This is a genomic window from Thioalkalivibrio sulfidiphilus, assembly GCF_000377945.1.
Classification (GTDB): Bacteria; Pseudomonadota; Gammaproteobacteria; order Ectothiorhodospirales; family Ectothiorhodospiraceae; genus Thioalkalivibrio_A; species Thioalkalivibrio_A sulfidiphilus_A.
Genome location: NZ_KB898922.1, coordinates 32,067 through 52,476 on the forward strand (window position 1 = coordinate 32,067; position 20,410 = coordinate 52,476).

A 20,410-nucleotide genomic window follows, 5' to 3' on the forward strand; every position below is an offset into this window, starting at 1 on the left:
ACCGGGGGTGGTACAAAGCAATCAGATTAAGTGAGCAGGCATTGCCGATGAAATACGCTGATTTTTTCAATAAGGCGGCTGGCTTCGAGCCCTTCCCATATCAGGCCAGGCTTGCCGAGGCCCCATGGCCGGATACCCTCCATGTCCCCACGGGCTTGGGCAAGACCGCCGCAGTCACGCTGGCCTGGCTTTACAAGCGTCGTGAATTGCGCGACGAGGACACCTCTCGGCGCCTGATCTGGTGTCTGCCCATGCGCGTGCTGGTGGAGCAGACCTGCCGCAATATCGAACATTGGCTTCAGCGACTGAATCTGCACGGCTTGCCCGGCGAGGGCAAGGTGTCGGTTCATTTGCTCATGGGCGGGGAGGTCGATGTTCGGGAGGCAGCCTGGGTGGAGCACCCCGAGGAGGACATGATCCTGGTGGGCACCCAGGACATGCTGCTTTCCCGTGCACTGATGCGGGGTTACGGCATGAGCCGGTATCAGTGGCCCATGCACTTCGGCCTGCTGCACAACGACACTCTGTGGGTGTTCGACGAGGTGCAACTCATGGGGCCAGGTCTGCAGACTTCGGCGCAGCTGGAGGCCTTGCGCCGTGATTTTGGCTGTGTCCGCCCAAGTCGCAGCCTGTGGGTCTCGGCGACCCTGAATACCGATTGGCTGGCCACCGTGGACATGCGTCGTCGGATAGATGATCTCGTGCACCTCGGTCTAGACGCCCAGGAATGCACGATGGAACAGGTGCGGGAGCGCCGCGAGGCGGTGAAGCGCCTGGAGTGCCTGCCGGTCACTCTGGAAGGGGATTCAAAGGCAGCCGTTCAGGACTACTTGACCCGGTTGGCCGAGCTGGTGATCCAGGCCCATGTGCCAGACACGACCACACTGGTGGTGCTGAACACGGTGGAGCGGGCCCAGGGGCTGGCGCGTGCGATCAAGGAGCGCACGGAAGACCGGGATCTTCTGCTCGTTCATGCGCGATTCCGTGCCCGGGAAAGACGCCTGCTGGAGCAGGCCCTGGGCACGCAGGTGCCGCCCGAAGGGCGTATCGTGGTCGCCACCCAGGCGGTGGAGGCGGGCGTGGACATGACGTCGCGTACGCTGTTCACCGAACTGGCGCCCTGGTCGTCCATGGTGCAGCGTTTTGGACGTTGCAACCGCTATGGGGAGTGTAACGGCGACGGGGGCGCGCGAGTCTACTGGATCGATCTGGACGATGCCGTAGCCACGCCCTATGACGTCGAACAGCTTGGGCCGAGCCGTGAAAGGCTGCGTGCCCTGACATCCGCCAGTCCTGTGGACCTGCCGCCCACCGAGGAGACCGCACCCGAGGCGATGGTGCTGCGTCGAAAGGATCTGTTGCAGTTGTTCGACACCGACCCGGACCTGTCCGGTTTCGACCTGGATGTCTCCCCTTATATCCGCGATGTCCGAGAGACCGATGTGCAGGTCTTCTGGCGTACTTTGAACCGGGATCAAAAATCAGCGTCCCGGCTCGATGACATCCCGAGGCCCTTGTCTCGGGAGTTGTGCCGTGCGTCGCTGAGCCAGATCAAGTCCTACCGCGACAAGCGCAAGGCCGGCCGGGTTTGGGCGTGGGATGCGGTCATGGGCACATGGCAATCGGTGAGCGATGCCATTCGACCCGGCATGACGCTACTGCTCGATGCCGAGGCGGGCGGGTACGATCCCGTGCTGGGCTTCGATGCCGCGCATAAAGGGGATGTCGAGGTGATCCCCGTTCCGGCGGATCTCCCCGCGCCCGAGGCCTATTCGTCGGATGTGCGCAGTCTCTTGCGACGGGCCGTGCCACTGGACATGCATTTGCGAGACGTGGGCCAGGCAGCCGCAGAACTGTGCGGGGCATTGGAACTTGATGAGGTCCTCAGTCGATCGGTCATCCGAGCCGCCCGTTGGCATGACGTGGGCAAGGCCCACGAGGCCTTTCAGAACATGCTGCGTGCCGCCATGCAAGATCCGCAGGTGCGGCACGGGGGTCTCTGGGCCAAATCCGACGGTATGGCCAGGGCGCGTCCCGAGTATTTCGTCGAGCGCGACGGCTTACAGGAGAAGCGCCCGCACTTTCGCCACGAGTTGGCCTCCATGCTGGCCTGGTTGGAGCATCACCCCGAAGAACCCGAATCCAACCTGATCGCCTATCTGATCGCCGCTCATCACGGCAAGGTGCGCATGGGCCTGCGTGCTCAGCCACGTGAGCAGCAGCCCCATGATCCCGATCTCCTTTTCGCGCGCGGGGTGTGGGAAGGCGACGCGTTGCCGCCGGTCCCCATCGATGAAGGCGAGTCGGTGCCGCCCACGGTCTTGCGCCTGGATCTCATGCGCCTGGGCGACGGACCCCAGGGCCCGTCATGGAGCGCGCGCACCCAGAGCCTCTTATCTGAACACGGCCCGTTCAGACTGGCCTGGCTGGAAACCCTGGTGCGGCTGGCCGACTGGCGGGCGAGTCGGCTGGAGCAGGCACAGGGTGCCGAGCATTCCGAAGATGAGCGGACACAGGAGAATGGTCATGGATAAGGATATGCATCTCAACGAGATCGTCCTGCGCGGCTGTTCTCCGATGCCTTTGGCCGCCTATCTCAAGGCTCTGGGTGTCCTGCGGCTTGTTTGCGAGCAGGCGGACGCAACGGCGAAGGGCTGGTGGCAGGACGAGTGCTTCATGCTCCGTACCCGTCTCGACGAGAGTGACTTGCGGCGCTTCTTTTTGGAGAGCTATCGGCCCACCCCCATGCTGTCGCCCTGGAATGGCGGCAGCGGGTTCTATCGCCAGGGCAACGAGACGGCCTGGAGTACGCTTGAGAAAATCAAATCCACCCGGGCCGAGCGCTGGCGACCGTTCCGAGAAGCGGCTGCGATGATGGCAGATGCGCTTGAACGGTTGAATTTGACCGAGAAGCCGGCCGAGTCGGACAAGCGCGCGCTCTTGGCCCGTTTGCGGGCAACGCTGCATGACGAGTTCCTGTCTTGGTTGGATGCCGCAGTCCTGCTGACCGACGACAAGCCCGACTACCCGCCCTTGCTGGGTACGGGGGGTAACGACGGCCGTCTCGATTTCACCAGCAATTACATGCAGCGGTTGCTGGAGATGTTCGATCCCGTCACGGGCAAGGTGCAGGGGGATGTTGGGAACAAGTTGGAGTCTGCCTTGTTCGCTCGTCCGGTCCCCGGTGTGACGGCGCTTGCGATCGGTCAATTTTTCCCCGGTGCCGCGGGTGGGCCCAACAGTTCCACCGGTTTTGACAGCGGCGCGCAGGTCAATGTCTGGGATTATGTGTTGATGCTTGAGGGCGCGCTGCTGTTCGCTGCGACTGCCACCCGCCGTTTGGAGAGCACCGATCCTTCGGCCTTGAGCTATCCCTTCACGGTACGCCCCAGTGGTGGTGGCAGCGGCGCTGTTGCCCTAGGGGATGAAAGGCCGGCTCGGGCCGAGATCTGGATGCCCCTATGGGATCGTCCGGCCTCACTGCCGGAATTGCGAGTCTTACTGGGTGAGGGACGTGTCAGCCTCAATGGGCGGCTTCCCCGGGACGGATTGGACTTCGCCCGTGCCGTGGCCAAGCTGGGGACGGATCGGGGTGTGCGTGCCTTCCAGCGCTATGCGTTTATGATGCGCTCCGGAAAGGCCTATCTGGCCACGCCGTTGAACCGATTCCATGTGCATCAAAACCCCAAGGCCGACCTGATCGATCAGTTGGATCGTGGCGACTGGTTGTGGCGTTTCCGCCGTGCGGCCCGTTCCACACATGCACCGGCGCGCTTGCAGGGGCTTGCCCATCGTCTTGACGACGCCCTGTTCGATCTGGTCCGTGTGGCGGATCCCCGTAAGGTGCAGGAGGTGCTCAAAGTCCTGGGCGAGGTACAGTTCTACCTGGCACGCAGTCCCTCGCTGCGCGAGCAGGTGCGGCCCGTGCCCCGGCTCGACGCGCACTGGGTCGAGGCCGCCCGGGATGATAGCCACGAATTCCGGGTGGCGGCAGCCCTGGCCGGTCTCGACGATGGCCTGCCCATGGGTGTGCATCTGGCTCCCATCGATCCCGTGAAGCTCAATGTCTGGGCACCGGAGAGCCGTCTGGCCGTCTGGGGACAGGGCAATCTCTCGGACAATCTTGCCCAGGTGCTGCAACGGCGCCTGCTGACCGCCGACCGAACGGATCTGAACGACAAACCGCTGTCCGGCCGTTGTCCCGCCGATGAAGGAGCGGTGACGGCATTTTTGGCTGGTGCGACTGACGACCGTTGTATCGCCGAGCTGATGGCGGGTCTGGCTTGTGTTCGGTTACCGGAACGTTTGCCCCCCCGGCAAGCCACCGCTTCCCAGGCGTCCCTGCCCATGATCTACGCATTGTTCAAACCGCTGTTCGTGCCGGATGCCCAGCTACGCGAGGCTGGTGTTCTTACACCCGATGGGCGGCTGCCGCTTCCCTCGGCCTTGCCTCGGCTGCTGCGGGCTGGTCCGGCTGGTGTGGGGCGTGCCGTGGACCTGGCTCTCCGCAGGCGCCGGGTCGCCGGGCTGGCCGATGCCGGTTGGCGCCTGACGCCGCCCTACCCGGATGGCAGGCGCCTACTGGTGGCGCTCATGATCCCGGTGGATCACCGTGTCATCCAAGGCGTTACCAAGCGCCTCGCTGACCTCAAGGCCGACGAACGCGTCGCCCAGGATGCGTCCTGATCCCGTTGCATCTATCTCAAGGAGAACTCTGACATGAACCTCGAACCTCTGCTCAGTGATGTGCCCCGACTGCTCATGGAGGCCGACCTCGCACCCATCCAAGGGACTCGCTTCCAGCCCACCGGGTTTCCGGACCTCGGCGCTGCCCAGTACGAAGGACCGGACGGCCGTCCCATGTTGCTGGTGGAGTCTGCCCAAAGCATGGCCAACCGGCTGGAGACGGTCTGCTGGGACCAGGATGCTGATGATTGGGTATCGCCTTTGAGGGGTCTCCCGGTGGTCAAGGTTCTGGACAAGGCGGGCAAGCCGCTGACCAATTCGGTCCTGGAGGCACACAGGCTGAACTCGCCCTATATCCTGGAAGGCAAGGACAAGACCCTGTTCGACCTGCTCAAGCAGGAGCTGGCCCACATGGAAGAAGGGCCGGTGGATATTCGTAAACTGGCACAGACGCTTCTCAAGGTGGATACCAATGCCGTGCTGCACGGTGTCTTCCTCGCCAAAAAAGACCTGGCGGGTGGGCGGCTGCGGCTGCCCAGGGCGCTTTCCGCTTTTATTGAGGCCGAAGATGTGAGGGTGGCGTCCAGTGGCGGAGTCAAGAACGATCACGTCAATCCCTCCGGTGATACGTCCAGGGGGTTCGGTAATGTGCCTTTTGCCAGGGATGAATACGTCTCCCCCCGCATCAAGGCCTACTTCAATCTCGATCTGGCCCAGATCCGCGCCTTCGGGCTGGGAGAGCAGGTTGATCGTCTGCTCATTGCCCTGGCGCTGTATAAAGTGCGCCGATTCCTTGTACACGGACTGCGCCTGCGTACGGCCTGCGATCTGGACTGCCAGGCATTGCGTGTCACCCGGCCGGAGGGTTGGGAGGCGCCGGAGCTGTCGGAACTGGAAGCGGCACTCCCGGGTCTGATCGAGGCGGTGGCCGGCGAGGGTCGGTTCGCGCAGCCGGCGGTCACCATCGTCACCTACGAGAAATAAACCATGCTTGCCGTTGCCTGCCGGTTCACAGCTGGACGTTTTCATGCCACACCCTGGGGGCGGCATGTAAACGAGGCCGACGTGGAATGGCCGCCGTCCCCGTGGCGTTTCCTGCGCGCCCTGATCGCCACCTGGCACCGCAAGCATGATCCAGGCGAATTTCCAGAGGCCCGCCTGGAGGTGCTCGTCAATGCCCTCTCCGGCGTTGCGCCTGTCTATCGTCTGCCGGATGCGGTCCATGCCCATACGCGCCACTACATGCCGGTGCGCGAGGGACGGGCCGATAAGTCGGTCCTGGTGTTCGACGCCTTCCTTCGAATCGATCCTGATGAAGAGCTAATCATCGCCTGGCCCGACCTGGACCCGGACCTGGAGCTTCTGGGATCCCTGGACGCGCTTATGCGGGATCTGAATTTCTTCGGCCGCGCCGAGAGCTGGATCGAGTGCCGTCGGCTGGAGGGCTGGAACCCGGAGGATGCCAATTGCCGTCCGGGCAACCTGGCTGTGAATCCGGCCACGGGCGAGACCAGTGAACCGGTCAGATTGATCGTGCCAAGATCCGCAGCTGACTATGCCCAATGGCAACAACAGACCGTTGGGGACCTCAGGCTGGAAAAACTGGCCAAACAGAAACGGCTCTCGGTCCTGGCTACCTTGCCGGAACGTCTGATCGATGCCTTGCGCCTGGAGACCGGTGACATTCAGCGCGCCGGCTGGAGTCTGGCGCCCGGCGCCACGGAGGTGCTCTATCAGCGGCCCCAGGGGGCCTTGGGCGTGCGCCGCCGCCGCGTGCCCGAGTGGCATCGTACCAGCCGGATTACGACGGCCCGTTTCGCGCTGGCCGGCAGGCCCCTGCCCAGGGTCGAGGACACGGTGCGTGTGGCGGAACGGATGCGCGCGGCACTGATGTCCCGGGCGAAACGCCGGTTCGGTGAGTCCGACATTCCCGCGCAGCTGTCCGGACACGGCTTGCCGCCGGACAACCGTCATGCCCACGCCTTCTTTCTCCCGGAGGGAAATGACAAGGGACGCATCGATCACGTGATTGTCCATGCGGAGGCCGGTTTCCCGCAGGAGATGCTCAAGGTCTTCGAGGATCTGCCCATCCTGCGGGGGCAGGATGGCAGTCAATGGCAGGTCGCCCTGGAATCCGTCGGCGGTCGAGAGGATGAGCGTCACTGGCAGGCGATCCAGTCCGCGATTCCGGCACTCGGACATGCCGCTGTCTGGGTCACGCGCACCCCCTATTTGCATCCCTGGCATGCCAAGAAAGGCTTCGGCTACGTTGAGCAGATTCGCCGGGAATGCCGCGAGCGCGGACTGCCCATCCCTACACAGGTGGATCTCTTGCCGGAGATCCCGGTCGGCAGTGGCAGAAGCTGCCGACCGGTTCAGTTCCATCGTTTCCGCACCAAGCGTGGGTTGACGCAACCAGACACCCACGGCGCCTTCGTTCGCCTGACGTTCCCGCAGCCAATCTCGGGGCCGCTTGCCTTGGGGTTTGGATGTCATTACGGCCTGGGCCTGTTTGCGCCGTCGCATGACTCGGAGTAGACGCATGGATCGTGAGTTCACCAAACGGCCGATCGCCATCACCATCGACCACCGCGACTCCAAGAGTCCGGTGGTGGCCGCGCTGTGCGCATCGGCTGGGGTCGCCGCGACCTTCGCCCGGCTCGATTGCGGCGACTATTTGATCGACAACCGCTTCCTCGTCGAACGCAAGACGCTTCCCGATCTCATCGAGTCGATCAAATCAGGACGGCTGTTCGATCAGGCCCTGAGGCTGGCCGCGGTCGAGCAGTGGCGCCCGGCCCTGTTACTGGAGGGCACGGCCAGGGATATCGAAGGCAGTGCCATGCGTTGGGAGGCGGTTCAAGGGGCCCTGGTCACGGTGAGCCTGTTCATCGGCCTGCCGGTCCTGCGCACCCGTTCGGCGGGGGAGACCGTCGGGACGTTTCTCTCCATTGCCCGTCAGGGCCGCACCGTGGCCGGCGGTGCACTGCCGCGCCGCGGTGCCCGACCCAAGGGCAAGCGGGCCCTGCAATCCCACATCCTCCAGAGCCTGCCCCGGGTCGGTGCCGAGCGTGCGGCACGGCTGCTCGACCGGTTCGGTTCCGTCGAGGCCGTCATCCGGGCGGGTGACGTCGAGTTGAAGGAGGTAGATGGCATCGGGCCGCGCACCGCCCGCTGTATCCGCTGGGCCGTGGAGGAGAACGGGAGCCAATATGGGGTGAACAGAGGCTGGCGCCGTCTCGTCTGACTACCACATCCCCATGACCGCCTTGAGGCTCTTTTCGACGCTGGCCAACTCATCCGCTGTGAGTGTGGTCAGGGGCCCTTCGCCGAAGCGGCTGCGGTCGATGGTCCTGGGATGTTCGGTCATGGCATAGCAGTTCTTGCGCAGATGGTCGCGGGCGTTGATCGCGATGCGCATAGGGGCCGATGCCGGACGGAACTGGGTGGTCAGCGGAACGATCACGACGGTGCGCAACCGGCTGTCGAGGAGCGCATCGTCCTGCAGGATGATCACGGGGCGGGCCTTACCGACCTCGGCCCCCTTGTTGGGATTGAGGTTGGCGATCCAGACCTCGCCGCGGCGCATCAGCGCCACCACTTATCGCCGGTTTCCTCGGGCCAGGGTTCGCCGGGCTTGCGCCCTTCAGAGATGTCCAGCGCCTCGTTGCTTGCTTCGATGGATTCCTCCGCCAGGGTTCGCATTTCTTCGAGGGCATCAGGATCTGCGGCGAGGGCGTTGGCAGCGGCCACCATGTCCGCCATGAACCGCTCGCGCTCCCGTCGGGTGATGTATTCCGCGATCGCCTCGCGGACCACTTCGGAGCGTGGGCGGCCTTCGATACGTGCTTCCTCGGCGAGGCGGGCCTCGATCTCATCCGGAAGGCGGAGACTGATGGCAGGCATGTGTTTTATCTCGAATTACGAAATGTATTACGTAATGTAGTTCTGTTTCGTGCTATCCGCAAGTGGGAGGCCAGCCGCAATGGACGATCAGCAGCAGCCCGAACTGCCGCTCCCTTTTCCGGAGCTATCCGGCGATATGCCCTTGCTCCCGGCGCGCATGGTCAACGAATACCAGTATTGCCCCCGCTTGGCGTATCTGGAATGGGTGCAGGGGGAGTGGTCCGAGTCCGCGGATACCGTGGACGGACGCTACCGTCACCGTCGGGTGGACAAAGGTTCTGGTGATCTTCCGGCCCCGGGCGTCGCCGAGGAGGGTGAACGCTACCATGCCCGCTCCATCACCCTGTCTTCCAACCGCCTTGGCCTCATCGCCCGCATGGATCTGCTGGAAGGTGAGGGCGACCGGGTCACGCCCGTGGACTACAAGCGTGGCAAGCGGCCCCACGTGGCCCGGGGCGCCTACGAGCCCGAAAGGGTCCAGTTGTGCGTGCAGGGCATGATTCTGGAGGAATGCGGCTATACCTGTGACGAAGGGGAGTTGTACTTCACCGAATCCCGCGAGCGTGTACGTGTGCCCTTCGACGAGGAATTACGCCGGTTGACGCTCAACGCCATCAACGGGCTACGATTCATCGCCGCGGGTGGACAGATCCCCGCACCCCTGGAGGACAGTCCCAAGTGTCCGCGCTGTTCGCTGGTAGGTATCTGTCTGCCCGACGAGGTCAACTACCTGCGCCGGGAACAGACGCCGCCAAGGCCCCTGGCCGTCGCCCGGGACGAGGCCCTGCCACTCTATATCCAGGCCCGGGGCGCCAAGCTTGCCAAGCGGGGCGAGACCTTGGAGGTCACGGTGGATGATGAAAAGGTACAGTCGGTGCGTCTCATCGACGTCTCCCAGGTGATCGTCATGGGCAATGTCTATATCACCACGCCGTGCCTTCAGGAACTCATGCAGCGCGAGATCCCCGTCAGTTGGCATTCCCATGGCGGCTGGTTCATGGGGCACACGGTGGGCACCGGCCACAAGAACGTGGAGATCCGCACCGCCCAGTACAAGGCGAGCTTCGAGGAACACCAGTGCCTGCACATCGCCAAGGGCTTGGTGGAGGCCAAGATCCAGAACTGCCGCACGCTGTTGCGGCGCAACTGGAAAGGCGAGGACAAGCCTGTGGATCTGCTCGACGGCCTGCAGGTGGACATCAGGAAATCCCGCCGCGCATCCAATCTTCAGGAACTGCTTGGCATCGAAGGGGCGGCCGCATCCCGCTACTTCGGGGCCTTCGCTCGGCTCTTGAAGCACAGCGATGCCGGGCCCGAACTGACGTTCGATTTCACCACGCGCAACCGCCGTCCGCCCACGGACCCGGTCAATGCCCTGCTGTCCTATGCCTACGCCCTTCTGACCCGGTCCTGGACGGCTTCGCTCTCGGCAGTGGGCCTTGATCCGTATCGGGGTTTCTATCATCAGCCCCGTTATGGCCGTCCAGCGCTGGCATTGGACATGATGGAGCCGTTCAGACCCTTGATCGCGGATTCCTGTGTCATTCAGGCGATCAACAATGGAGAAGTGCGTCCATCGGATTTCCAGAGCGTGGCCGGCAGCGTCGCGTTGACCAACGACGGACGCAAGCGCTTCATCGCCACCTTCGAGCGGCGCATGAGTCATGAGATCACCCATCCCCTGTTCGGATACCGGCTCAGCTACCGCCGGCTGCTGGAGGTCCAGGGCAGGCTGCTCGCGCGCTATCTGCTGGGTGAGCTGCCCGACTATCCGAACTTCACGACCCGGTGATCTCCATGGACGAACATCTCTACATCGTCACCTACGACATCAGTGATCAGAAGCGCTGGCGCCGTGTGTTCAGGCTCATGCGTGGTTACGGTGAGTGGCTGCAATTATCAGTGTTCCAGTGTCGAATGAGCCGACAGCGCCATGCAGAACTGATCGCGCTGTTAGATGGCATGATTCATCATGATGAGGATCACATCGTGATCCTCGACGTTGGCATTGCCGATAAAGTGGCGCCCAGGGTTGTAAGCCTGGGCAAGGAATTCGAACCGGTCGCCCGCGAACCGGTGATCATTTAGACTTTCTGGGGCGGCACGTGTTAATCGACGTGCCGCCGGAGTGATTCGAGCGCTGGGTTAATGCCGGCAAGCCCGGGCAGCGCTCGAAAGACTCCAGCTCTTTGAAAATATGGGATAAATTTGTTTATGGTCGGACTTCGTGGAGTGCCGGATATGCGCGAATTTGTGTTTAAATTGAAGGTGCTCGAAAATCCGCCCTCCAGGCCTTGTGTCATGGACTTTTCTGCGAGGGCTGTCTTCCGCGGCATTCAGCCGCGGCCTCATTGAAGCATCGCCCAGGCCGCCGGCGGTGATCTGCGAGGGATCGTCTTCCGCGGCATTCAGCCGCGGCCTCATTGAAGCGTTTCTGGGCGATGGAGGCTTCCGGGCGCCCTGCAGTCTTCCGCGGCATTCAGCCGCGGCCTCATTGAAGCGATGATATGGAGATCCGCAAGGACAAGAACGGCAACGTCTTCCGCGGCATTCAGCCGCGGCCTCATTGAAGCTGCAAGGTAAGCTCCCCATCCCTGACCAGGCCGCGATGTCTTCCGCGGCATTCAGCCGCGGCCTCATTGAAGCAGTTTCTGGCCCGGCTGAAGGCACTGGTGCAGGACTGGTCTTCCGCGGCATTCAGCCGCGGCCTCATTGAAGCCGCCTGCGCGCCCTGCTCAACACCCCCGACACCATCGTCTTCCGCGGCATTCAGCCGCGGCCTCATTGAAGCAGGAGCTGGAAACCCAGTTCGGCGGCGCGGCCGAGGGTCTTCCGCGGCATTCAGCCGCGGCCTCATTGAAGCAAGGATGAGACGGATATAAATCGGATCATGGATAAAGTCTTCCGCGGCATTCAGCCGCGGCCTCATTGAAGCGATTCCTTCTTCAAACTTACATGTGCTCGACCCATGGTGTCTTCCGCGGCATTCAGCCGCGGCCTCATTGAAGCAGCGCCCGCTCCACCACCGCCTCCGGGATGCCCCGTCTTCCGCGGCATTCAGCCGCGGCCTCATTGAAGCCATTGCCGTGGGTGCGGGCACCGGTTCGAGGCCGAGGTCTTCCGCGGCATTCAGCCGCGGCCTCATTGAAGCAGCTGGCGTTTAAACACCCGGTCGGATTTCACCGGCAGTCTTCCGCGGCATTCAGCCGCGGCCTCATTGAAGCGACGCGGGCGCGATCCAGGAGGAAGACGCCGCCGTAGTCTTCCGCGGCATTCAGCCGCGGCCTCATTGAAGCGTCGCCCGGTCGTAGCGGATCGAGCGCAGAATCCACGGGTCTTCCGCGGCATTCAGCCGCGGCCTCATTGAAGCACGTAGCCGCAGAAGTCTTCGATGCGCTCAGTGCCGTCTTCCGCGGCATTCAGCCGCGGCCTCATTGAAGCCGTCAGCACCTCCTCCAGCACCGACACCGGCGCCAGCGTCTTCCGCGGCATTCAGCCGCGGCCTCATTGAAGCGAAGCTGATGCCTACACCGATGGCCCCCAGCACGTTGTCTTCCGCGGCATTCAGCCGCGGCCTCATTGAAGCATCACGCTCACCTACAACGATGAAAACCTTCCTCCGTCTTCCGCGGCATTCAGCCGCGGCCTCATTGAAGCCGGTCGCCTGAGCCGGGGCGTTATGCACCATCAGCGTCTTCCGCGGCATTCAGCCGCGGCCTCATTGAAGCGAAGACGTTGGAGTTCTTGATTTCTGTCCGTCTGCGACATGTCTTCCGCGGCATTCAGCCGCGGCCTCATTGAAGCGCTGGTGCAGGCCAACGTCTGGGAGCCCGGCGTGAGCGTCTTCCGCGGCATTCAGCCGCGGCCTCATTGAAGCCACGAGGACCTGCCGATCCCGCTGGAGGTGGGCTACCGTCTTCCGCGGCATTCAGCCGCGGCCTCATTGAAGCGCCCTGGGGGCCGGCGGGGCCGGTTTCGCCCTGGAGTCTTCCGCGGCATTCAGCCGCGGCCTCATTGAAGCGATGCAGGCGACTGGGAGCGGGACCCGGCCATCGGTGTCTTCCGCGGCATTCAGCCGCGGCCTCATTGAAGCCCTTGGTGTATACCGGCGGGCCACACGCGATCAGTTGTCTTCCGCGGCATTCAGCCGCGGCCTCATTGAAGCATGGAATCAATGGCCAGGGCCTTAGCGAGCGCGCGAGTCTTCCGCGGCATTCAGCCGCGGCCTCATTGAAGCATAGGCGCGCAGTTTCAACATGGACCGCCGCGCGGGTCTTCCGCGGCATTCAGCCGCGGCCTCATTGAAGCGCGTAATATTCGCAGCCGCTTAGCTGGTGACTGATCGTCTTCCGCGGCATTCAGCCGCGGCCTCATTGAAGCGCCCAATGCGTCTGCAACACCCCCGCGCCGTTGCTCATGTCTTCCGCGGCATTCAGCCGCGGCCTCATTGAAGCTCCCGGTCCCGCGCCCAATCGCCTTCAAGAATCCATGGTCTTCCGCGGCATTCAGCCGCGGCCTCATTGAAGCGCCCTGGGGGCCGCGGAAGGGGATGGGATCCGACCGTCTTCCGCGGCATTCAGCCGCGGCCTCATTGAAGCGGGCCAAAGCATCAACACGGAGTTCCGCCAGCTCACGTCTTCCGCGGCATTCAGCCGCGGCCTCATTGAAGCATCACCAGCTCCCCTTCCTCGTGGCGCATCAGGCTGGTCTTCCGCGGCATTCAGCCGCGGCCTCATTGAAGCCGCGTCAGTGGTCCCGTATGGTGATTATCCATGCTGATTGTCTTCCGCGGCATTCAGCCGCGGCCTCATTGAAGCACTCAGGCAAATCACAGGTTCACGCTTTGTTAATGGTCTTCCGCGGCATTCAGCCGCGGCCTCATTGAAGCTACTGGGTGGGGGATTTTTCCTCGTCGCTGACGATGGAGTCTTCCGCGGCATTCAGCCGCGGCCTCATTGAAGCCGCAGGCGCAGGTGTCCGTCCTGCTGGCACATGGCGTCTTCCGCGGCATTCAGCCGCGGCCTCATTGAAGCCGCGACAGCAGCCGCAAAATCCGCGCTCGCTGCAACGAAGTCTTCCGCGGCATTCAGCCGCGGCCTCATTGAAGCAAAGGTGTTCTGGATGCCACCATCGCCAGCGAACGCGCCCGTCTTACGCGGCATTCAGCCGCGGCCTCATTGAAGCGATTTGCGGCCCACGGCCCGATCCACGCGAAAAGTCGTCTTCCGCGGCATTCAGCCGCGGCCTCATTGAAGCTCCTTTCCGCCCCAGGTCAGCGCGTGGCGCTCGCCACGTCTTCCGCGGCATTCAGCCGCGGCCTCATTGAAGCGTAAACCCCCCGTACAGCGACGCTGGGACCGTCACCGTCTTCCGCGGCATTCAGCCGCGGCCTCATTGAAGCCAATCCTGGTGTACTGAATTTGCAGATGGTACCGGGTCTTCCGCGGCATTCAGCCGCGGCCTCATTGAAGCGCCGTGGCCCGCGCAGCGCGGCGGTGGCTCTGTTGGTGTCTTCCGCGGCATTCAGCCGCGGCCTCATTGAAGCGAGGATCAGCTCCCAGGCGTGGACCAGCTCGGTGCGCTGCGCCGTCTTCCGCGGCATTCAGCCGCGGCCTCATTGAAGCCTGTAGGCGTGGCGCAGCCAGTGTCGATCTGTCTGCGCGTCTTCCGCGGCATTCAGCCGCGGCCTCATTGAAGCTCGATGTCCACGGTACCAGCCACGGCGGAGCTGTGCGGTCTTCCGCGGCATTCAGCCGCGGCCTCATTGAAGCAGAGCAGCCTGACCAGCATTGCCAACCAGTTTGCCGTCTTCCGCGGCATTCAGCCGCGGCCTCATTGAAGCCATGTGACACGCGCCCCTGTTGCATGACTAGCGCGGGGTCTTCCGCGGCATTCAGCCGCGGCCTCATTGAAGCGCAACGCCCCCGACATCTACACGTGGGCCAACGCCGGTCTTCCGCGGCATTCAGCCGCGGCCTCATTGAAGCTCCGGGGTGCGGTGCTGGCGGGCGGCCTGATCCAGCCGTCTTCCGCGGCATTCAGCCGCGGCCTCATTGAAGCCTCATAACGTAGGGCGAGCGGTCAGCCGTCCAGGCCGTCTTCCGCGGCATTCAGCCGCGGCCTCATTGAAGCTCAGAAGTTCATGAAAAGGCTGAGGAAACGTTATGACGTCTTCCGCGGCATTCAGCCGCGGCCTCATTGAAGCGTCGCCAATATGGCCTACACGGCACGCACGGCGCCGGTGTCTTCCGCGGCATTCAGCCGCGGCCTCATTGAAGCCAAGACTCGGCGAGCTTACTAATGACTCACGGATTGTGTCTTCCGCGGCATTCAGCCGCGGCCTCATTGAAGCAGGGGCCCACGACGGCTGAGTCACCAGGGCCAGCTCCGTCTTCCGCGGCATTCAGCCGCGGCCTCATTGAAGCGATCGGATGATCCCGGAGCGTGTGGCGTGAGGGTGGTCTTCCGCGGCATTCAGCCGCGGCCTCATTGAAGCATCAATCAGTACGTTTAAGGAGGCCACCCCATGCGCCGTCTTCCGCGGCATTCAGCCGCGGCCTCATTAAGATGATTGCATCGAGATCATGGGATATAGTATTAGGAATCTCTCCTGGTCCGGGCATCATGGCTGTCGTGGTCGTACCACGAACCCGTTTAGGACGTAGGCCCGGGGACGGATCAGGAGGGATGCTTTCAGCCGAATTCGCAGACCCAGTATCCTGCTCCACCGCACAAGCCGAAGGCATGCGATGTGGAGCTCCCCGCCGATCTACTTATGGCAAGGGCCAGCCGTGACCCGACCCCTACGCTCGAGGCGCTTTGTGGCACGACCACAACGGTGTATGCCGCGACTGATAGGGAATCAGCATAGCTTGTGATTCGACGCTCACCGGTTGCCATGCTCCGTACGACACTCCTGCCAGCAGGTTCGCGATATAGATCATGAACAGGCCGCCCGCAAGGCGGTGAATGATGCCAGGACTTCGTGGCGATTCACAAAGTCGTCAAAGCCTCCTCATCATCCTGTCACGCTCTTGCAGCGATGCTGAGCCTCCTTCGTCCAAGGGAGGTTTCGCCATGATCAAGTCACGTTTTTCCGTAGGGTTGTATGCTGCCGCGTTGCTGATGGGCGGCATGATGCTTAATGCGGGTGTGGTCCACGCCGAGCCCGGCAAGCGGCCGCTGCCGGTACAGTCCCAGGCCTGTGAGCGAATTGACCAGATTCAGGGTCGTCTTCCTGGCCGTGCCCAGGAACGACTGCAGGCCCACCCCAAGTGTCAGGGCATCAGCGTGACCCTGCTGCACACGAATGACAGCCATGCCCGACTCGAACCCATCTCCGCATCCGGTTCCGATCCGGAGCATGGGGGTGTGGCACGGGTCAAGACGATCGTCGAGCAGGTGCGTGCCGAAGTCGGCCACGACAACGTCATCCTCGTGGACGCGGGTGACTATTCCCAGGGCACCATCTTCTGGAACGCCTGGAAGGGCTCCGACGCGGTGATGTTCATCAACGATATCGACTACGATGTCATCACCCTCGGTAACCATGAGTTCAACCTGGGTCCCGACAACCTGGCGGCCCGCATCGAGGGTCAACCGGTCACCATCGCGGGTGTGGACTATGCCACCGAGGCCCTGCGCGCGGCCGTGGTGGCCACCAACCTGGATTTGAGCGCTGAGCCCAATCTGGATCGCCTGGTGCAGCCCAGCGCAATCATCGAGAAAGGCGGGGTTCGCTTTGGCGTTCTTGGTCTGATCACCGACACCACGCGCAACATCTCCAGTCCGGGACCGAATGTCTTGTTCCTGGATTATGTCCAGAGTGTGCAGGCCGAGGTGGACCGGTTGCGCAATAAGGAAGGTATTCGCCACATCATCCTGCTCTCCCACGTCAATCATGCCGATGATCTGGAGTTGGCGCGCCAGCTCGCCGGCGTGGATATCATTGTCTCCGGTCATGACCATGTGCTGCTTGGGGATATGTCCCAGCTGCCCCCGTGGACGCACAACCGCATCCAGGGCGAGTATCCCGCCGTGGTGAGCGGTCGCGACGGTGACAACACGCTGGTGGTCAGTGCCTGGGAATGGACGCGCGTGGTGGGACGCCTGGACGTGGAGTTCGACGCCCTGGGTCGCGTGGTGGGCTGGTCCGGTGGTCCCATCGTGGCCGATCTGAGCATCCCCGAGGATCAGGGTCTGGCCCAGAAGGTGGCCGCCTACCGCGTGCCGGTGGACGCCTTCGCCAACGTCATCATCGGCTCCTCCGGCATGTTCTTCGATGGCAATCGCATTCCCGGCGTGCGTTCCCAGGAGATGCCTCTGGGCAACCTGGTCACCGACACCATGCTCAACTATGTCCAGCTGGATGGGCTCGGGATTGAGGCTGCCATCACCAACGGCGGTGGTATTCGTGCTTCCATCAATCAGGGCGACGTGAGCTTCGGAGATGCCCTCTCCGTGCTGCCCTTCGGCAACTCGCTGGTGGCCATGGACGTGACCGGTACCGAGCTGGTGGCGGCACTGGATAACGGTCTGACCTGGTCGTATGACCCTGTCGGAAACCGCGTCCAGTCCACCGGCGCCTGGCCCCAGGTGGCCGGCATGACCGTGACCTATTGCCACTCCACGGTGGCAGACATCCAGGCGGCCATTCTCCCGCCGGCGGTCTGCGGTGATGCCTTGCTCGAGGGTGGGGTGGTCAAGGCCGTGGAGATCCAGGGCGCGCCCCTGTTACTGGATCAGACCTACCGCATCGTGACCAACAACTTCATGGCCCGAGGCGGCGATTTCTACGCTTCGCTGGCCACGGCCTGCGATCGGATCGGTAATTTCTGCGAGGACACCTTCTTCCTGATGCTCGATGCCTTCGTGGATGAATTTGAAAGGAACTCCCCCGTGAACCGGGGGCTTGAAGGCCGTCTGATCGCAGAGTAGGTGTGTATTCGGATGACCTCATCGGGCGCCCCACAAGGGCGCCCGATGCATTTCAAGAGGCAGGTATCACTTCCTGACGGGGATGCCTGATGGAGGGCTCTACATGTATGCTTGGGATGAGAACAATCACAACGAGCCCCATTGTCAGCAGGGGCGTGGAGGATGACATGCGTTCGTATTCCCGATGGCTGTTGGCAGCCGTGCTGTGGGTGTTGGCCTCGGTAGCCTGGGCCCACCACGGCTGGAGCGCCTACGACAACCAGAACGAACTGACCCTCACCGGTACGGTGGTCTCGGCGGTGTTCGAATGGCCCCATGCGGAGGTGGTGATCGATACCGGCGAGAAGCAGTGGCGCGTGGTGCTGGCGCCGCCCAGCCGGACCCGGGCCCGGGGCCTGTTGCCCGAGCGGGTGACCGAGGGGGCGACGGTCACGGTGGTGGGCTACCCCCATCGCCAGATTGAGGATGAATTGCGCGCCGAGCGCATCATCGTGGGTGACGAAACCATCGAGCTGCGTTGATGCACGATCATGGAGTTGACGCACCAGCCCTGCTGGTGTGGCTGGAAGCCAGTGCCCTGGGACGCGTGATGCGAGAATCCCTGTGGCTCTACCCCAGCGTCGAGATCCTGCACATCCTGGGTTTTGCCCTGCTGCTGACGGCGGTGCTGCTGTTCGACCTGCGGGTGCTGGGACGCCACGCGCACCTGGCGGTGGACGACCTGGGTCGCCTGCTGCTGCCCGCCGCCTGGATCGGTTTTGGCCTGGCCCTGCCCACGGGCTTCCTGCTGCTGGCCACCCAGGCCACGGCCATCGGTATGCAATCGGTGTTCTGGGTGAAGCTGGGCCTGATCGGCCTGGCCGGACTCAACGCCCTGCTGTTTCATCGCGGCTGCCTGCGTCATCTCTACCGCTGGAACCGGGCCACACCGGCCCCCTGGCGGGCCCAGGCTGTGGCGGTAGTCTCCATCGCGAGCTGGCTGGGCGTACTGGTCAGCGGCCGCCTGATTGCCTATCTTTGAGCCCTCTCCCAGCCAAGAGTGCCTGCCGTGAGTCAGCCCAGTCCCCGTTCCGTCGCCCTCGCCATGACCGGTGCATCCGGCGCCCAGTACGGCCTGCGCCTTCTGCAGTGCCTGGTGGAGGCGGACGTGCAGGTGTCCCTGATGCTTTCGCGTCCCGCCCAGGTGGTCATCGGCATGGAAACGGATCTGTCCCTGCCCGGGCGCAGCCGCGAGATCGAGCGCTTCTTCACCGAGCGTTACCAGGCCCGGGACGGGCAGATCCGCGTCTACGACCGGGAGCAGTGGACCGCCCCGGTGGCCAGTGGCTCCTCGCCGCCGGATGCCATGGTGATCTGCCCCTGCACCACCGCCACCCTGTCGGCAGTGGCCACCGGCGCGAGCCGCAGCCTGCTTGAGCGGGCCGCCGACGTGGTGCTCAAGGAGCACCGCCCGCTGATCCTGGTGGTGCGCGAGACGCCGTTCTCCGAGGTGCACCTGGAGAATATGCTCAAGCTCGCGCGCATGGGCGTGACTATCATGCCCGCGAACCCCGCCTTCTATCATCACCCGCAGGGTGTGGACGACCTGGTGGACTTCATGGTCTCCCGGGTGCTGGATCACCTGCGCATCCCCAACGCGCTGATCCGTCGCTGGGGCACGGAGCAGGAGCCGGACGAGTGATCACCCTGCCGCTGTTCCCGCTGAATACCGTGCTGTTTCCCGGCGGGCTCCTGCCCCTGCGCATCTTCGAGACCCGCTACATCGACATGGTGCGCCAGTGTCTGCGCACCGACAGCGGCTTCGGCGTGTGCATGATCCGCGAGGGCGCCGAGGTGGGGCAGGCTGCCGAGGTCCAGCCCGTGGGCACCCTGGCGATGATCGCCGACTGGGAGGGACGTCCCGACGGGCTGCTGGGCATCACCGCCCGGGGCGAGCGGCGTTTCCGCATCCTGCGCACCTGGGTGCAGCCGGATCAGCTGCTCATGGGCGAGGTGGAGTGGCTGGATGAGCCCGCGGCCACGCCCCTGCCGGAGGAGTTCCTGAGCCTGGCCACCCTGGCCGAGCGCATCCTCACGGAGCTGGGCGAACCCTACGCCAGTCTTCCCCGGGAGCCGGACAACGCGGTGTGGGTGGGCGCGCGACTGGCGGAACTGCTGCCGGTGGATCACACGGTCAAGCAGCGCATGCTGGAGACCGATGATCCGCTGGCGCGCCTGTTCATGCTGCGCGACGCCATGCTCAACCATTTCTGAACCCTGCCAGTACCGGGGTTTTCGTTGACACCCCGGTACCCGCGGCTGGTAAGGTATAGGTCCGCTCAGGCACGCGTCTGACCCGCCCCACCCCTATTTTTCGGAACCCACCATGGCCGTCATCGAACTCACCGAGGGGGACTTCGAGTCCACCATCACCGGCAACGACATCGTCATCCTGGACTTCTGGGCGCCCTGGTGTGCCCCTTGCCGGGCCTTCGCACCGATCTTCGAGGCGGCTTCGGAGAACCACCCCGACGTGGTGTTCGCCAAGATCAACACCGAGGAAGAGCAGGCCCTGGCCGCCCACTTCCAGATCCGCTCCATCCCCACCCTGATGATCTTCCGCGAGCAGGTGATCCTGTTCGCCCAGCCCGGCATGCTCTCCGCCGCCCAGCTGGAGGACGTGATCGGCAAGGTGCGTGAACTCGACATGGCCCAGGTGCACGAGGAGATCCGCCAGCAGCAGGCCGAGCAGGGCTGAGGGTAATCCCCTCGCCGCGGTATTCCGGCTGTCGTATGATGTGCCAAGGCCCCGCCCATGCGGGGCCTTTTGCGTGGTGCGGGGCTGCGTGAGTGCATGCAGAGGCCGCTGAGACGCAGAGATCGCAAAGATTTTTACCTTTCC

General features: G+C 63.6%; 15 protein-coding genes and 1 CRISPR repeat array. Of the genes, 13 read left to right on the forward strand and 2 right to left on the reverse strand.

Annotated elements, in window-relative coordinates:
- Window positions 1-47 precede the first annotated feature (47 nt).
- Genes D580_RS0101055 through D580_RS0101075 form a run of 5 tightly spaced genes read left to right on the forward strand, consistent with a single transcriptional unit; the run spans window position 48 to window position 7,933 of the window.
- The gene (locus D580_RS0101055) at window positions 48-2,534 is read left to right on the forward strand and encodes a CRISPR-associated helicase/endonuclease Cas3 (protein WP_018952591.1); all 2,487 of its coding nucleotides are present in this window, start codon (window positions 48-50) and stop codon (window positions 2,532-2,534) included.
- Entirely contained in the window at window positions 2,527-4,686 is a 2,160-nt protein-coding gene (gene csx17, locus D580_RS0101060; RefSeq protein WP_018952592.1) for a type I-U CRISPR-associated protein Csx17, read from the forward strand. Before D580_RS0101055 ends, csx17 begins: the two co-directional genes overlap by 8 nt.
- 33 nt (window positions 4,687-4,719) lie before the next feature.
- On the forward strand, window positions 4,720-5,670 hold the full coding sequence (gene cas7u, locus D580_RS0101065) for a type I-U CRISPR-associated RAMP protein Csb1/Cas7u (RefSeq protein WP_018952593.1): 951 nt from the start codon (window positions 4,720-4,722) through the stop codon (window positions 5,668-5,670).
- 3 nt (window positions 5,671-5,673) lie between these two features.
- Window positions 5,674-7,224: a type I-U CRISPR-associated protein Csb2 gene (csb2, locus tag D580_RS0101070; protein ID WP_026289580.1), complete on the forward strand. Its 1,551-nt coding sequence runs from the start codon at window positions 5,674-5,676 to the stop codon at window positions 7,222-7,224.
- Between the two features lie 4 nt (window positions 7,225-7,228).
- Window positions 7,229-7,933, forward strand: coding sequence for an ERCC4 domain-containing protein (locus tag D580_RS0101075; RefSeq protein WP_018952595.1), 705 nt, complete (start codon window positions 7,229-7,231; stop codon window positions 7,931-7,933).
- Here the strand turns inward: D580_RS0101075 and D580_RS0101080 are convergent, their stop codons facing one another.
- Entirely contained in the window at window positions 7,934-8,275 is a 342-nt protein-coding gene (locus D580_RS0101080; protein ID WP_231363473.1) for a type II toxin-antitoxin system PemK/MazF family toxin, read from the reverse strand. It lies immediately after the preceding gene.
- Window positions 8,275-8,592, reverse strand: a complete 318-nt coding sequence (locus D580_RS0101085; protein ID WP_018952597.1) for a ribbon-helix-helix protein, CopG family — start codon at window positions 8,590-8,592, stop codon at window positions 8,275-8,277. Before D580_RS0101085 ends, D580_RS0101080 begins: the two co-directional genes overlap by 1 nt.
- A gap of 79 nt (window positions 8,593-8,671) precedes the next feature.
- Between D580_RS0101085 and D580_RS0101090 the strand changes: the two genes are divergently transcribed.
- From D580_RS0101090 to trxA, 8 genes are all read left to right on the forward strand, one after another.
- Complete coding sequence (locus tag D580_RS0101090) at window positions 8,672-10,384, forward strand: CRISPR-associated endonuclease Cas4/Cas1 (protein WP_018952598.1); 1,713 nt, start codon at window positions 8,672-8,674, stop codon at window positions 10,382-10,384.
- A 5-nt stretch (window positions 10,385-10,389) separates the two neighbouring features.
- The gene (cas2, locus tag D580_RS0101095) at window positions 10,390-10,680 is read left to right on the forward strand and encodes a CRISPR-associated endonuclease Cas2 (RefSeq protein ID WP_026289582.1); all 291 of its coding nucleotides are present in this window, start codon (window positions 10,390-10,392) and stop codon (window positions 10,678-10,680) included.
- A gap of 234 nt (window positions 10,681-10,914) precedes the next feature.
- Window positions 10,915-15,161: direct repeats of the CRISPR family, unit length 36 nt; unit sequence GTCTTCCGCGGCATTCAGCCGCGGCCTCATTGAAGC.
- A gap of 508 nt (window positions 15,162-15,669) precedes the next feature.
- Window positions 15,670-17,529 (forward strand): bifunctional metallophosphatase/5'-nucleotidase, encoded by a 1,860-nt coding sequence (locus tag D580_RS0101100; RefSeq protein ID WP_038042940.1) that lies wholly within the window; start codon window positions 15,670-15,672, stop codon window positions 17,527-17,529.
- 167 nt (window positions 17,530-17,696) lie between these two features.
- Window positions 17,697-18,050 (forward strand): DUF6152 family protein, encoded by a 354-nt coding sequence (locus tag D580_RS0101105; RefSeq protein WP_026289583.1) that lies wholly within the window; start codon window positions 17,697-17,699, stop codon window positions 18,048-18,050.
- Window positions 18,050-18,550: a hypothetical protein gene (locus tag D580_RS0101110; protein ID WP_026289584.1), complete on the forward strand. Its 501-nt coding sequence runs from the start codon at window positions 18,050-18,052 to the stop codon at window positions 18,548-18,550. Before D580_RS0101105 ends, D580_RS0101110 begins: the two co-directional genes overlap by 1 nt.
- Before the next feature lie 27 nt (window positions 18,551-18,577).
- Window positions 18,578-19,210, forward strand: a complete 633-nt coding sequence (locus D580_RS0101115; protein ID WP_269208087.1) for a flavin prenyltransferase UbiX — start codon at window positions 18,578-18,580, stop codon at window positions 19,208-19,210.
- Window positions 19,207-19,782: an LON peptidase substrate-binding domain-containing protein gene (locus D580_RS0101120; RefSeq protein WP_018952604.1), complete on the forward strand. Its 576-nt coding sequence runs from the start codon at window positions 19,207-19,209 to the stop codon at window positions 19,780-19,782. Before D580_RS0101115 ends, D580_RS0101120 begins: the two co-directional genes overlap by 4 nt.
- Before the next feature lie 112 nt (window positions 19,783-19,894).
- The gene (gene trxA, locus D580_RS0101125) at window positions 19,895-20,266 is read left to right on the forward strand and encodes a thioredoxin (protein WP_018952605.1); all 372 of its coding nucleotides are present in this window, start codon (window positions 19,895-19,897) and stop codon (window positions 20,264-20,266) included.
- The last annotated feature ends 144 nt before the right edge of the window (window positions 20,267-20,410 follow it).